General features: G+C 63.5%; 14 protein-coding genes and 1 riboswitch. Of the genes, 8 read left to right on the top strand and 6 right to left on the bottom strand.

The features are described from left to right. Positions 1-28: 28 nt before the first annotated feature. The 3 genes from AAGA68_16215 to AAGA68_16205 are packed head-to-tail and all read left to right on the top strand — an operon-like array spanning position 29 to position 2,711. Positions 29-1,000, top strand: a complete 972-nt coding sequence (locus tag AAGA68_16215) for a TIGR03571 family LLM class oxidoreductase (protein MEM9386604.1) — start codon at positions 29-31, stop codon at positions 998-1,000. Positions 1,001-1,010: 10 nt separating this feature from the next. Further along, the gene (locus AAGA68_16210) at positions 1,011-1,823 is read left to right on the top strand and encodes an SDR family NAD(P)-dependent oxidoreductase (protein MEM9386603.1); all 813 of its coding nucleotides are present in this window, start codon (positions 1,011-1,013) and stop codon (positions 1,821-1,823) included. Between the two features lie 39 nt (positions 1,824-1,862). After that, positions 1,863-2,711 (top strand): enoyl-CoA hydratase/isomerase family protein, encoded by an 849-nt coding sequence (locus AAGA68_16205; GenBank protein MEM9386602.1) that lies wholly within the window; start codon positions 1,863-1,865, stop codon positions 2,709-2,711. A gap of 65 nt (positions 2,712-2,776) precedes the next feature. Here AAGA68_16205 and AAGA68_16200 read toward each other — a convergent pair whose 3' ends face one another. Further along, positions 2,777-3,502: an MOSC domain-containing protein gene (locus tag AAGA68_16200; protein MEM9386601.1), complete on the bottom strand. Its 726-nt coding sequence runs from the start codon at positions 3,500-3,502 to the stop codon at positions 2,777-2,779. 10 nt (positions 3,503-3,512) lie between these two features. Then, a riboswitch (S-adenosyl-L-homocysteine riboswitch) is annotated at positions 3,513-3,590 on the bottom strand. 278 nt (positions 3,591-3,868) lie between these two features. On the opposite strand from AAGA68_16200, the gene AAGA68_16195 reads away from it, so the two are divergent. Next, positions 3,869-4,705: a DUF4437 domain-containing protein gene (locus AAGA68_16195; GenBank protein MEM9386600.1), complete on the top strand. Its 837-nt coding sequence runs from the start codon at positions 3,869-3,871 to the stop codon at positions 4,703-4,705. A 493-nt stretch (positions 4,706-5,198) separates the two neighbouring features. Here the strand turns inward: AAGA68_16195 and AAGA68_16190 are convergent, their stop codons facing one another. Continuing rightward, complete coding sequence (locus AAGA68_16190) at positions 5,199-6,218, bottom strand: 1-aminocyclopropane-1-carboxylate deaminase (protein ID MEM9386599.1); 1,020 nt, start codon at positions 6,216-6,218, stop codon at positions 5,199-5,201. Positions 6,219-6,364: 146 nt separating this feature from the next. On the opposite strand from AAGA68_16190, the gene AAGA68_16185 reads away from it, so the two are divergent. Beyond that, positions 6,365-7,069, top strand: coding sequence for a hypothetical protein (locus AAGA68_16185; protein ID MEM9386598.1), 705 nt, complete (start codon positions 6,365-6,367; stop codon positions 7,067-7,069). An 18-nt stretch (positions 7,070-7,087) separates the two neighbouring features. Next, complete coding sequence (locus AAGA68_16180) at positions 7,088-7,555, top strand: cupin domain-containing protein (protein MEM9386597.1); 468 nt, start codon at positions 7,088-7,090, stop codon at positions 7,553-7,555. Between the two features lie 37 nt (positions 7,556-7,592). On the opposite strand, the gene AAGA68_16175 is transcribed toward AAGA68_16180, so the two are convergent. From AAGA68_16175 to AAGA68_16160, 4 genes are all read right to left on the bottom strand, one after another. Next, complete coding sequence (locus AAGA68_16175; protein ID MEM9386596.1) at positions 7,593-7,940, bottom strand: DUF1428 domain-containing protein; 348 nt, start codon at positions 7,938-7,940, stop codon at positions 7,593-7,595. Between the two features lie 31 nt (positions 7,941-7,971). Next, on the bottom strand, positions 7,972-9,387 hold the full coding sequence (locus AAGA68_16170) for a hypothetical protein (GenBank protein ID MEM9386595.1): 1,416 nt from the start codon (positions 9,385-9,387) through the stop codon (positions 7,972-7,974). Between the two features lie 696 nt (positions 9,388-10,083). After that, a complete protein-coding gene (locus tag AAGA68_16165) occupies positions 10,084-10,716 on the bottom strand; it encodes a histidine phosphatase family protein (GenBank protein ID MEM9386594.1) in 633 nt (210 codons plus the stop codon). Beyond that, on the bottom strand, positions 10,713-11,018 hold the full coding sequence (locus AAGA68_16160) for a hypothetical protein (protein MEM9386593.1): 306 nt from the start codon (positions 11,016-11,018) through the stop codon (positions 10,713-10,715). The genes AAGA68_16165 and AAGA68_16160 overlap by 4 nt, the downstream gene beginning before the upstream one ends. A gap of 61 nt (positions 11,019-11,079) precedes the next feature. Between AAGA68_16160 and AAGA68_16155 the strand changes: the two genes are divergently transcribed. Next, positions 11,080-12,087, top strand: a complete 1,008-nt coding sequence (locus AAGA68_16155) for an NAD(P)H-binding protein (GenBank protein MEM9386592.1) — start codon at positions 11,080-11,082, stop codon at positions 12,085-12,087. A 266-nt stretch (positions 12,088-12,353) separates the two neighbouring features. Continuing rightward, positions 12,354-13,043: a hypothetical protein gene (locus tag AAGA68_16150; protein ID MEM9386591.1), complete on the top strand. Its 690-nt coding sequence runs from the start codon at positions 12,354-12,356 to the stop codon at positions 13,041-13,043. Positions 13,044-13,184 lie beyond the last annotated feature (141 nt).

The raw sequence follows: 13,184 nt of genomic DNA, 5'->3' as shown, positions 1-13,184 counted from the left end.
GTCCAGCGCAGGACCCAAGCTCATGACGATGCCCGAAACGGCCGTGCCGCCAGCACGGTTTCCCAAGCTCAACGCTGGCTACCGAATGGTCTTTAGCCCCGGCCGACTGTCGATCGGGTTGGTCGTGCCCATCGAGGCCTACGCGAGCACGTCGGTGCCTTCCCTAGCGCAGCACCTGGAGCGCGTACAGCTGGCCGAAGCGCTCGGGTTCTCGGCCGTGTGGCTGCGTGACGTGCCCTTCGACGTGCCGTCTTTCGGGGACGCAGGCCAGCTATTCGACCCGTTTGTCTACTTGGGGGCCCTCGCGATGCAGACGCAGGCCATCGCCCTCGGTGTAGCCAGCATTATCCTGCCCCTGCGTCACCCCGCCCATGTGGCGAAGGCAGCCGCTAGCGCTGATGTGCTATCCAACGGCAGGCTACTGCTCGGTATTGCCTCCGGCGACCGACCCGAGGAGTACCCAGCACTCGACGTCCCCTTCGATCAGCGGGGTAGGCGTTTCCGCGACAGCTACGCCTACATTCGACAAGTGGCCGAATCGAGGCCGCAGGTACGCAATGCCTTCGGCGACGTTACCGGTGATATGGATCTGCTGCCCAAGCCGGTAGCTGGCAAGCTACCGCTACTGATCACTGGCGCAAGCCAGCAGGATCCTGCTTGGCTTGCCGCGCACGGCGATGGGTGGATCACCTATCCCCGTCCCGTAGCTCAGCAAGCGCGCTTTATCCGAGAACTTCGCGCTCGCGCCGCCACGGGTGGCGCACCTGAGCGGCCCGTGATGGAACCCCTGTACATCGACCTGGCGGAGCGCCCCGACGCCCCGCCCCAACCCCTTCACCTAGGGTTTCGCCTCGGTATCGATGCGCTGCGAAGCTACCTCGAGGCCCGCCAGGCGATCGGGGTGAACCACGTGGCACTCAATTTGCGCTTCAACAGACTCGATCCGCGACTCACGCTCGAGCGCTTGGCCGAGGCCCTACTTCCAGACTTCACGCACTGACGGAACCACGATGAGCAAAACGATTCTCCTGACTGGGGCGACCGACGGCATAGGCTATGAGACCGCCAAGATTCTGGCCTCCCAGGGCCACCAGCTGCTGCTCCACGGGCGCAGCGCCGAGAAACTCGACAGGCTCAAAGCCTCGCTCTCCACGAACGGCACGGTGCAGACGCACCGGGCCGATCTGTCCCGCCTGACCAACGTGCGGGCGCTCGCCGATACGGCTCTCAGCGAGCACAAACATATCGATGTGCTTATCAACAATGCCGGAGTGTACAAGACCTCTCATCCGAACACCCTGGAGGGCTTGGACGTGCGCTTCATCGTCAATACCGTAGCGCCGTACGTGCTCACGAGACGCCTGCTGACGGCGATGCCGCCACAGGGACGAGTGATCAACCTCTCCTCCGCAGCGCAAGCCCCGCTAGAGCTGAGAGCGCTTCGCGGTGAGCGTGCGCTCTCTGACGACGAAGCCTACGCCCAGAGCAAGCTGGCGATCACGATGTGGTCCTTCCACATGGCGCGCGAGCTGGCGGACAGCGGGCCCTCGGTGATGGCAGTCAATCCCGGATCGCTGCTCGGCAGCAAGATGGTCAGGGAGGCCTTCGGCACCTCCGGAAAGGACCTCGGGATTGGTGCCGACATTCTCGTGCGCACGGCCCTCAGTGATGAATTCGCCGGCGTGTCAGGTCGCTACTACGACAACGATCGTAGAGCCCTGGGCAACCCGCACCCTGACGCCCAGAGCGCAGCCAAGACCAAGGCCTTGATCGAGGCGATGGAGAGCTTGATCACCAAGCTCGAAAGCATGCCGGGCGCCTAAGCCGCCCCTTTCCCAGTTCGATTTACAGAGGACCCATCCATGAAGTACGCAGGATTTACCACCTTCAAGACAGAACACAAGGACGAGGGGATTCTCACGGTCACCTTCGACTTCGGCACCGTCAACGTACAGGGTCAGGAGATGTTGGCCGATCTGAACAGCCTCGCCATGCGCCTGGAGCGAGACAGGGACACCAAGGTCGTCGTCTTCGAGTCGGCGAATCCGGAAGTGTGGGTGTGTCACTACGACACCGAGCTGTTGAAGGATATGTCTTCACAGGCGGTTTCTCGCGATGAGGCGGCGCTGCTGGATCTGCAGGCGGTGTGCGAACGGATCAGCAGGGTGCCCCAAGCGACGATCGCGAAGCTGGAAGGGTTCGCCCGCGGTGGCGGTCATGAGCTTGCCCTCGCCATGGACATGCGCTTCGCCGCCCGCGGTAAGTTCAAGTTCATGCAGATGGAGGTCGGCATGGGCATCTTGCCTTGCGGTGGCGGTGCCTCACGCATGGCGCGCCAGACGGGCCTTGGCCGAGCACTGGAGATCATCTTGAGCGCGCGCGATTTCGATGCGGACGAGGCCGAAGCCCTCGGCACCATCAACAAGGCCCTGGACCCACAGGAGATCGGTGCCTACGTGGATGCGCTTGCCAAGCGCATCGCCCGGTTCCCGGCGCAGTCAATCAACGCTTGCAAGCAGATGGTGTACGAGTCGATCGACAAGCCGATCGATGAGGCCCTCAAGGCTGAAGCCTACTGGCTGTATCAGGCGACTAGCAAGACCCCAGCGCTCAAGCGTTTCCGGATAGCCGACGAGCAGGGCTTGGAACACGACATCGAGAATCAGCGCAACTGGAATGATCTGGTGATGCAGGTACAGGACATCAACTGACGGCCTGAGGACACGGGCTCCCCGATGCGATATCGATCGGGGAGCTCGCGCCTAGGCCACCAGCGCTATCCTGGCATGAGGAATACGTCGTCACCGACGGCCATTCGCCCCGGCCCTACCGTGGTCCCATACACACCCAGGCACCCGTCACGGGCCTGTGCGACTGTTCGCAGCACGGTGCGATCGCGCGCCAACGTTGCCGGGTCTATGGTGATCACCGCGCAGCGCCGGTCGCGCACATCGATCCGAAGGTGAGCCGAGCCGATACGCACGACGCTTCCAACCCATTCGTCCTCCGGGAACCCCTCGTCGGTTGCGGCATCGATAAGCAAATTAGGCCGGAAACGCCGTGGATCCAGCGTTCGGCCTACTCGCTCGCCGAGTTGGGTGATCGTCTGGGAGGTGATTAGTGAGAGAGGAAAGGTGTCGAACACCCCGCGGTCGTAGCGGACGACCCGAGCCCCATCGGGCCATAGTTCGCGGGCGAGGGTCGGGTCCGTGACGTCCAGTGTCTGTCCGCTCGGCATGGTGACCTCGGTGACCGATGCGTTCGGCCGATCGGCGTCGACGAAGGATGGCAGGAACCGCCGCATGTCGCTTCGGTCGCGCAGGGTGAGCCAGGGAAAGCCGCTTTGCGGTCGATCGTTGCGAACGAATGCCCAGCGGCGGTCGCCGTCGAGCCCGAACCAACCCGCCTCGACGTCGGTAAGCGCTTCAGCGCCCATAGACTTCACGGGATACCGCCACAGGCCGACGACGCGGCCCACGCGGTTGCCGTCTTGCGTATGCATGACTTGCCTCCGAAAGAAGGCGCCCTTGTCATGCACCGATGTCGAGCGTGACGAGTCTGTGCGACTCGCTGCAGCGCCTCTCGACGGCGGGGTCGTTGCCAGCGGCAGCGACTCGCGCTTAGAGAACCAGAATCTTGGACGAGTGGCAAGAGCAAGCCCGGTCGCACTGCCGGTGACATGTAATAGCGATGTACTGTCTTAGGTGATGCGGGCCGCGCAAGGCGGCCACTGGGCAAGGGCAGTTCGCGCTTCGGTTGGGAAGGCGTCATGGTTCTCGTTCTGAGGCTCACGATGCTCTGCGCGTGACATCGGGGTAGGCGCCGCCGGTGGCAGAGCCAGAAGGAAATGCAGGAAGCTCTCGTGACAATGCGCACAGTACTACGGTCGGTGGCGATCGCGCTCGTGATCAGCGTCTGCGCGGCGGCGCCTGGGCGTCCAGGTCGGGTGCTTGAGAGCGCCGCAGTCGAGTTCCAGCCGCTGAACCCAGCGCGAGGGGATGCGAGCCCGCAGGCGGGCGTGCTGTGGGGAGACATCGGTAAGAACGTGCCGACGGGCGCGATCGTCAAGTTCAAAGACGGATTCTCCTCGCCGCCACACATCCACAACATCACTTATCGGGCCGTCGTGATCGAAGGCGCGATCCACAACGATGATCCCGATGCGGCTCCGATGTGGATGGGCCCTGGCTCCTTCTGGACCCAGCCCGCCGGTGAGCCCCACATCACCGCCGCGAAGTCAGGCAAGCCAGCGATGATCTTCCTGGAGATAGAGGCGGGCCCCTATCTGGTTCGCCCGACCGCCCTCGCCTTCGACGAGGGTGAGCGCCCAGTCAATCTGGAGGCCGGGAACATCGTTTGGCTGCGATCCGTAGACACGGCGTGGGTGGTCGGCGCAGCGGTGGAGATCGCGTTTCTCTGGGGAAGTCTTGAGGGGAACGCACGCCACGGCGCTCTTCTGCGGTTTCCCGCTGGCGCCGCTGGGGAATTGAAACATGACGACGCGCAGCTCCATCTCGTGGTGATCGGTGGGCCGGTCGGGTATGGCGAGGCCGACGCGGAGGCGCTCGCTGCCGGGAGCTACTTGAGCGCCCCTGCATCGCGTCAAGCGCTGTCATGCCAGGCAGCGCCCGGCGAGCAATGCCTGCTGTACGTGAGTAGCCGCGGGCGCTATCGCGTCGAATTCCTTAGTGACCGGCAGCCCTAGTCATCTCGACGTGCTGGGCAGGCCTCCATCCGCGATCTGCGCGACTGGAATGATCTCGTGGATGCCGGTGCAGAACATCAACTGATGGGGTGACGGTGGAGCTCCCGACACGCGGCCCACCAGCACCGAGTCCGCTCGCGCTACCCTGACACGAGGCAGTGGCCATCGCGCACATCGATCCGAAGGCCGGCGGCACCGTGCTTACTACGGATCCCACCCCACGTCCTCCGGGAAGTCGTCGTCAGTCGTGGCTTCAGCGTTCGACCGCTAGGCGCGGTGATCTCGGTGGCGACTACGTCTGCGAACCAAGGAACACGGTTACGATGGTGCTCGCCGCCGTGAGGCTCGATTTAGCGTGAGACGATCTAAGCGCTAGGCGGGTATTGGAGTTAGTGAGAGGGCTTATAGGAGCGCATGCGCTGGATGGGGTTAGAGCTTACCAGCGCTCCCGCAGCAGTAGAGCCTTAATCGTCTATTCGCATCGTATTCGTTACTATCCGTTTCGATAGGTATATGCATAGCCGTTGATTGCGGGGGCGCCACCGAGATGCGCGTAGAGGACCCTGGAGCCCTGCGGGAAGAAGCCCTTACGCACCAGATCGATCATGCCCTGCATCGATTTGCCCTCGTACACGGGGTCGGTGATCATCGCCTCCGTGCGAGCAGCGAGTCGCATGGCCTCGTTGGTCTCGTGGCTTGGGATACCGTAGGCAGGGTAGGCGTAGTCGGGGTTGATGTGCACATCTTCATCGCTGATTGTCTTGCCGAGGCAGATGAGCTCAGCCGTGTCACGCGCAATCTGGGTGACCTGCGTGCGCGTGCGCTCCACAGTGCCCGAAGCATCGATGCCGATCACGCGCTCGGCGCGCTCGTCCGCCTTGAAGCCCACGATCATCCCTGCCTGCGTTGAACCGGTCACCACGCAAACGACGATGTAGTCGAAGGAGAAGCCAAGGGCATGCTCCTGCTCGCGCACCTCCTCCGCAAAGCCGACGTACCCAAGGCCACCGAGCTTGTGCACCGAGGCGCCAGCGGGAATGCCGTATGGCTTGCCACCCTCAGATCGCACATCCTCCATGGCGGCTTCCCAGCTCTGACGGATGCCGATGTCGAAGCCGTCATCGACCAGGCGTGAGTCAGCGCCCATGAGGCGCGTCATTAGGATGTTGCCCACCCGGTCGTACACGGCATCTTCGTGCGGCACCCACGCCTCCTGCACCACCCGACACCTCATACCGATTTTGGCGGCGGTGGCGGCGACCAGACGCGTGTGATTCGACTGCACCCCGCCGATGGAGACCAATGTGTCAGCGCCGCTTGCGATGGCGTCGGGCACGATGTACTCCAGCTTGCGCAACTTGTTGCCGCCGAGGGCGAGGCCGGAGTTGCAGTCTTCGCGCTTGGCGTAGATCTCTACCTGATCGCCCAGCGCCTCGGACAGGCGGGGCAGTGCTTCTATGGGCGTCGGGCCAAAGGTGAGCGGGTAGCGTTCGAACTTGTCGAGTAAGCCCATCCGGTGCTCCATGTGGTCGATTCAGGGCCGGGGCGGGATACCCCGTCTGGGTGGTATCGTAGCTTGCCCGTACGTTCATGCGCAGGCGCTTCCGTTACGCTCGCAAGGCATTATCACCGCTCGACCTCTCCAAGGAACTCATGACGTTGACGATGCGAAGGACCTCCACCGCCAGCGGCCGACAGCCCTGGCTGATCGCCGCCACCTGCGCAGTGCTGCTGATGGCCACCGCCGTGGCCGGGGAGAATCCCATGCCCGAAGGACGACAAGTGACCGGGGATGGCCGCCTCATTCCGCTCGATAGCAAGACTCGCGAGATCGCCGACCTCGCCCGCGGCGCGTTAGCCACGGAGCTGAGCGTGGACCCCGTTGCGATCGAGGTGGACACGGTGAAGGCGATGCAGTGGAGTGATACGAGCCTTGGCTGCCCCGAGCCAGGCTTCGGCTACGGTCAGGTGATCACGCCGGGTTACCGCGTAACCTTGCGCCTGGACGGGGTGATCCACTTTGTGCACACCAACACTGCCAGCCGCGCGGTGGTCTGCGAGCGCAAGGAGATGCCAGGCGCAATCCCGAGGGCTGACGGGGAAGTCTCCTGGGTACCTCAGGCTACGGTGGCGCGTCAGGATCTGTCGAAGCGACTGTCCGTGCCGCTCGCGAAGATTCGGGTGGCGCACGTGCGCGGTAAGACCTGGCCAGATCGCAGCCTGGATTGCCCGGTTCCTAACGTGACCTATCCGCCGGAATCGGTGAAGGGCTACATGATCCGTTTGCGTGTGGGTCAACGCGCCTACACGTATCACACGGATCTTGAACGTACCGTGCCCTGCCCGCCAATCGCGAGCGATTGATCGTCACGGAGTGGCCACATGCCGAAGATCGACATCGAGCAAGTGCCCGAGAGCGTTGGCACCACTTACCCGGCGCCCTACGACGTGCCCTGCCTCCAACGCCATAAGCGCCATCTCTCCAACGCCGCGGGGCTTACGCAGTTCGGTGTGGTGCTAGTTACCCTTCCCCCAGGTGCGTGGTCTGCCCAGCGCCATTGGCATACGCATGAGGACGAGTTCGTGTGGGTGTTGAGCGGCGAGTTGGTGCTATCCACAGAGGACGGACGGGAGGCGCTCCGTGCCGGGGAATGCGCTGGATTCAAAGGGGGAGTGGCGAATGGCCATCACCTTGTAAACGAGAGCGATACAGACGCGCAGTTTTTGGTCGTCGGGTCGCGCATGGACGAGGACGGTGCGGAGTATCCGGACGCTGATCTGCGCGCCCTACCCGGACGCTACAGCGGCAAGGCAGGCTATACAACCAAGGCTGGTGAGCGGCTCAAGTAAGCACTATGCGGATGCGTCCCTGGCTCAGCTGGAAGCCTCAAGCATCCAGCAGCATATCGAAGCCACCAAACACCATCCGCGATCCATCGTATGGCAGTTGCAGGGCCTGCATCTGAGGATCCTCCTCCACCTTCGCCCACGCTGCGTTGCGAACGTCCTTAGATGGCCACTCTATCCACGAGAACACCACCGTTTCGTCGGCTTTGCGCAGCACGGCCGAGTTGAGTGAGTTCACCTTCCCGTCCGGCACGTCATCGCCCCAGGAGTCGACCACGCGCAGGGCACCGTGTCGTTTGAACAGCGCCGCCGCTTGCTTGGCGAACGCGAGATACTCCTCTCGCTTGGCGGTGGGAACGGCGCATAGGACCCCATCGATATAGCCCATCGTCTTCCTCCTCCTGGCGCCGCGTGCTGCCCTAGTCGAGGGTAAGCCTCGGCGAGCTCAATTGGAAAATGTACTCCCCGGTGTCCGGTCGCGCGGTGACAGGTAGCTCGTCGGGGGCGAGGTCCGTCGTCAGGGCTTTGACGTTAAGGAAGCCGGACTCCCCAACCGAATCCGCGCCAAGGGCACCCGTGCCGAACACGATAGTGTAGTACCCGGGATCCAGTGTGCTCTGAGTATCTGCCTCAAAGAATCTCGGCTCTGAGATGGGGGCGCTCAAGAGTGTGATCAGTTCCAGCGCGGCGAAGTCCACATCGACGAGGTCCGCGGGCGGCAGTTCTCCCGGACTCGCGATCGGTACTACTGCGGCGAACATCTTTATTGGGCCGGGCGTTCGGGAGGGTTCTAAGCAGATTCCGATCCGGTTGAGTTGGGTAGACTCTGTCACCTCGAAGCGGTGCATCAGCCAACCGTTGTCGTCTACGATGAGGCCGTTCGAGAGAGGCTCACCCTCGGCCGTATCCAGGACCTCACGGCGCGGTGCATCGCACAGGTCAGGTGCATCAGCCCATACGGCAGGCACCAAGAACTCCAATCCATAGGGATCTGTGGGGATGCCGTCAGGCTCTCGCAGCTCGAACTGGAGAACCGGGCGATCTGTGCCAGTGTCTCCGCCGAAGGCAACCAAGTCTCCCGCTTCGACCTGCGCATAGCCCTGCTCGCGCAGCTGATCGTCAACGATGGTCGAGAGTCGACGGGCGTGCAGGTACCAACTCGAGTGTCCGTCGACTGGATCGACGACGTAGAAGGTGTTGAAGGTGTGCCAAGCGTCGGCATTTCCGACCTGCGGATCGCCGCCATTTATCTCATCGGTGTCGAAGGGGCAGAGCTCGGGGTTGGTCCACAAAGCGTCTCCACCTTGTGTTTGCGATAGGCCTGTGAGCGCGCACAGCACGCCCGACTGGGCGGCGACTAGGGGGTCGCCGATTTTCAGCTCGTAGTCGGTGCCAGGGTGTCCGTCCAGACCTACGTAGCGGGTGTTGCCGAGGTAGTTCAGTTGCGGAAACGGGTCATCGTCAGCGAAGGGTGCTAGGAAGCTGTAGTTGCCGGGCGTGTCCTCGAGCGCTTGCTTGAGCACGCCACAAACCCGCCTACTTTCCAGCAAAACGCCGTTGACTGCAACGCCTAGGCGGCAATAAGCGTCTGTCCTATTGAACGCGGAAATCAACGCGTTCTCGATCCCCGCCTCACCATCGTGATCGAAGGTGGTGTACACGCCAGCGGTGTACGGGTTCTTGCTGCAGTCGAGGCTCAGCTCCGGTGTCCATTGGCACAGAGGAAACACCAAGTCCAGCCTCTCTGTCGCAGCGAGTGCCGTGGTGGAGGGGGTAGAGGTAAGCGCGATTGCGAACAGAAGTGGTGTGGCACGTGAGACTTTATCGACGCTCATCCTAGTGTCCTGAGTTAGAAGTTCGTTGATGACTTCGCGGCACCTTTTCGCCCCTGAACACGCTGCTCCTCCTCCCGTGGGACCTGGCAACGCAGCTTCGTTGAAATTGTAAAAGGGTCGTCTCCAGATAGGAAACGGCGCTTCGTCATCGTACGGAGCATACTCGAGGATGTGCACGCCGCGAGGATTGGGCCTTACTCCGCACATAAGCCGAGGTTACACGCGCCAACACCGCCGTCGGAGGCGGAGCTGATCTCGAACTCAGCGGGGCCAGAGGCACCGGTGCCGTGTACGCTTCTGCGTTGCTGGCGATCGGGCTGCGTACTCTGTGACCCAGCTCGTGGGTTCAGGTGCTCGAGGCGAAGATCCACTCGCCGGCCGGGGGGGGGGGGAGCCGCGTCGAGAGTCATGGTTAGCTCGGCGCTTGCGGTCTCACCGGGCGCGATCGTGGACCTAGGACAGGGTGACTTGCGTCGCGAACCGTTCCGGCTCCCACCGTCGCGACGCGTTGAAGCGAATAGCGAAAGAACCCGTGACGATCGATAGTGTTGGCTGAGGCGCGAATTGCAGTTAGCTAGCCTAGACTCGCGCATGGAGCACCGCTGCAGGGAGGGGAGGCGGCAGCAAACTGGGAGTGCTCGAATGCTGCGTACGCACCCTATCAGCAAGGGTGCGCGGCAGGCCGATGCCGGGAGGTTACGGCAACAAGCGTAGGCCTGGCGCCCATCGCCCCCCGTGTCGATGGGCGATCGTCCATCGCTCAGGGGTGTCCGTGCTGCGATTCAGTCGATAGGCTAGATCGTTCGGTGAACTAATGCGCAGGGTGGTATCCCGGTCGAGGGCAAGAAACTGGGCCAGGATCGGGCGTACGATGGTGCCGTGGGAGACCACCAGCAGCGTGTTCGCGGGGTGTTCGATAAGGCGTTGCACTAGCGGTGCGGTGCGCTCGAACAGCTGGTTGTAGTCCTCGCCACCCGGCGGCTTCCAGGCCCAGGGATCAGCGCTCTTCAAGGCGGCGAGCGCCGGGGCTTGCTCGGCGATCTCGCCCAGAGTCCAACCTTCGAACTGACCCATGCAGCGCTCGCTCAAGGCCTCGTCGTAGGCCACATCAAGGCCTAGGCCTTGTGTGGCGAGCGCGACCGTGGCGCGCACGCGCCCGAGCGGACTGGCGATCACCGCCTCCGGCGGCGCGCCGCTGAGCCACTGTTGGTGGGCTTGGGCCTGCGTGCGGCCGAGCTCGGTCAGCGGCGAGTCGCCTCGTCCCTGCAGCCGGCCTTGCACGTTCCACTCGGTTTGCCCGTGCCGCACGAAATAGATGGTGCAGCTCAAAGCGATGCTGTCCTCGGGGCCGGCGGGGACCCTGCGTGCTCGACCTTGGGCGGCCGCGGCACGGCGGGCCGCTGCATCTGGCTCAGCAGCTCATCCGCGCGCCGCCGAGCATTCTCACGGCGTCGTTCCCCGTCCCAGGCGGAGTAGGCCACCATGCCGGCGAGCCACACCGTGAGCACGATGAACAGCGGCCACCAGCGCCGCTGGCGCAGGCCGAGGAAGAGCGCGTAGAGAAACAGCACGGTCACCCCCACGGAGAACACCGTGCCGAGCGCCAACAGCCACCAATAGTCCTGCTCCAAACTAACTCTCCACGGGCCACGCGGTGTGCGATGATCGCACGGCGGCTGGGGAAATCGCGAGATGCTAATGCAGGAAGCAGATGAGGTCGGTGCAGCGCCCGGCGCGCACTCGGGACGAGTGTTGCTGGCGGGGGCGAGCGGCTACATCGGTGCCCACGTGGGGCGCACCTTACGCGCCGAGGGTTACGAGGTGCTCGCGCTCCATCGGGGCGCGGTGGACCCTTTGCGCGGTGCGCCCGGCGTCACGGTGTGCCGGGCAGACGCTTTCGAAGCGCGATCGCTGCAGGTGGCCTTGGCCGGTGAACGCATCGATGCAGTCATCTCCTGCATCGCCTCTCGCAACGGAGCAAAGAAGGATGCCTGGGCCGTGGACCATGACGCCAACGCGCATCTGCTCGCTGCCGCCAAGGCAGCGGGTGCTAAGCACTTCGTGCTGCTCTCCGCCATCTGTGTGCAGAAGCCGCGCTTAGCCTTCCAGCACGCGAAGCTCGCCTTTGAGGCGACGCTGCGCGAGAGTGGCCTGCGCTACTCGATCGTGCGACCGACTGCTTACTTCAAATCCCTGGCTGGTCAGATCGCACGCGTGCAAGCAGGCAAGCCGTTCCTGGTGTTCGGTGAAGGTACTGAAACATCCTGTAAGCCGATCGGTGAGGAGGATCTGGCGCGGTACCTAGTGGCGTGTCTGAGTGTGCCCGAGCGGGGGAATCGTGTGTTGCCGATCGGCGGGCCAGGGCCAGCCATCACCCCACGCGAACAAGGCACGCTGCTGTGTGAGCTCGCAGGTCAGCCCGTGAACGTGCGTAGCGTATCACCAAGGCTCTTCGATGCGGCGATCGCTGTGCTGAGTCCCCTGTCGCGCGTGATTCCGCCACTCGCGGCAAAAGCCGAGTTCGCTCGTATCGGGCGCTACTACGCCACTGAGTCCATGCTTCACTGGGATCCTGAACGCCAGGTCTATGACGCGGAGCAAACGCCAAGCACCGGATCGCAGACGCTGCGAGCGTTCTATGCGCGTGTGCTGGGCGACGGCCTGCAGGATCAAGCCTTGGGCGAACACAAGCTCTTTTAAGGCCGCAGGCGAGCGCTTACCATAACAGCCAGGGGAGCGAGGGATGTTCGGAGCTTTGCGCAAATGGCTTTTGCGGTTCATGGCAAACACCGGTGGCAGGACTCGGGCATCGCCGCGCGCATAGGGCGAGAACGTTTGCAGCCCAGCAAGCGGCTGACGCGAGCCATCGAGTTGATGATTAGGGGCAAGGGGCCGGGTGCCGAAGGCGTGCACGGGCTGATCGGTGCTTAGGGTGTCGAGTCGTTCATGACGATGGCGCGACCTGCATGAGCGACGATCTAGAAGTCACCTATCGCTTCCGCCTACCGCGCCAAGCTCAGCCCGTGGAAGTCGCGCTGCAGTTCGAGCCGGAGCACTTCGAGATGCGCTTGCCGCGCGGCCACGCGCCAGCCGCACCTTGGACCGATCTGGTCTTCAACCAATGCCCGAACTGCCCTCTGTCCGAAGACGAGGCGAGCGCATGTCCTGCCGCGGCGCGCCTCGCCGGCATCGTGCCTCAGTTCGAGCAGGTGGTGTCCTACGACGAGCTCTCCGTGGAGGTCGAGACGCCGGAACGCCGAGTGGTGGCAGCCACGTCAGTGCAGCAGGCGCTCAGCTCGCTCATCGGTTTGGTGATGGCCTCCAGCGGCTGTCCGCGCACGCGCTTCTTCCGCCTTATGGCGCGCTTCCACCTCCCGCTTGCCACGGAGGAGGAGACCGTCTTGCGCGTGCTAGGTACGTATGCCTCTCAGGCGGTGGTGGCTGGCGAGGGCGGTGAGGCCGCGCCGCTGGATTTGGCAGGGCTGTTCGATCTTTACCGGGAGCTGCGGGTGGTGAACCAGGCCATGACGCGCCGCTTGTCCGCCGCAGTCAAGGCGGACTCCACGCTCAACGCGGTGGTTATTCTGGACATCTTCGCGATGGCCGTCCCCGCTGCCATCGAGGACGCCTTCGGGCCCCTGCGTTCTCTGCTCTAGCGCTAGCAGCCCGTTGAAAATTGGCTAGCAGCATCAGCTTGACCAATGCGCACCAGCCAATCTGTGTCTGTTAGGGACAGTTGTCGCCGATGACCAGCCCAACTGAGCGTATCGCCACCAGGTTTGGTAGCGGCGCCCCTG

The sequence above is a fragment of the Pseudomonadota bacterium genome (assembly GCA_039193195.1).
Lineage (GTDB): Bacteria > Pseudomonadota > Gammaproteobacteria > Steroidobacterales > JBCBZW01 > JBCBZW01.
This window is presented reverse-complemented; position numbering and strand designations above follow the sequence as displayed.

Bases quoted from the DNA above. Each gene is read 5' to 3' on its own strand.
- AAGA68_16175 (MEM9386596.1), bottom strand. From the start codon at position 7,940: ATGGGCTATATCGATGGGGTCCTATGCGCCGTTCCCACCGCCAAGCGA.
- AAGA68_16190 (MEM9386599.1), bottom strand. From the start codon at position 6,218: ATGGGCTTACTCGACAAGTTCGAACGCTACCCGCTCACCTTTGGCCCG.
- AAGA68_16200 (MEM9386601.1), bottom strand. From the start codon at position 3,502: ATGCATACGCAAGACGGCAACCGCGTGGGCCGCGTCGTCGGCCTGTGG.
- AAGA68_16170 (MEM9386595.1), bottom strand. From the start codon at position 9,387: ATGAGCGTCGATAAAGTCTCACGTGCCACACCACTTCTGTTCGCAATC.
- AAGA68_16150 (MEM9386591.1), top strand. From the start codon at position 12,354: ATGAGCGACGATCTAGAAGTCACCTATCGCTTCCGCCTACCGCGCCAA.
- AAGA68_16205 (MEM9386602.1), top strand. From the start codon at position 1,863: ATGAAGTACGCAGGATTTACCACCTTCAAGACAGAACACAAGGACGAG.
- AAGA68_16155 (MEM9386592.1), top strand. From the start codon at position 11,080: ATGCTAATGCAGGAAGCAGATGAGGTCGGTGCAGCGCCCGGCGCGCAC.
- AAGA68_16215 (MEM9386604.1), top strand. From the start codon at position 29: ATGCCCGAAACGGCCGTGCCGCCAGCACGGTTTCCCAAGCTCAACGCT.
- AAGA68_16210 (MEM9386603.1), top strand. From the start codon at position 1,011: ATGAGCAAAACGATTCTCCTGACTGGGGCGACCGACGGCATAGGCTAT.
- AAGA68_16180 (MEM9386597.1), top strand. From the start codon at position 7,088: ATGCCGAAGATCGACATCGAGCAAGTGCCCGAGAGCGTTGGCACCACT.
- AAGA68_16195 (MEM9386600.1), top strand. From the start codon at position 3,869: ATGCGCACAGTACTACGGTCGGTGGCGATCGCGCTCGTGATCAGCGTC.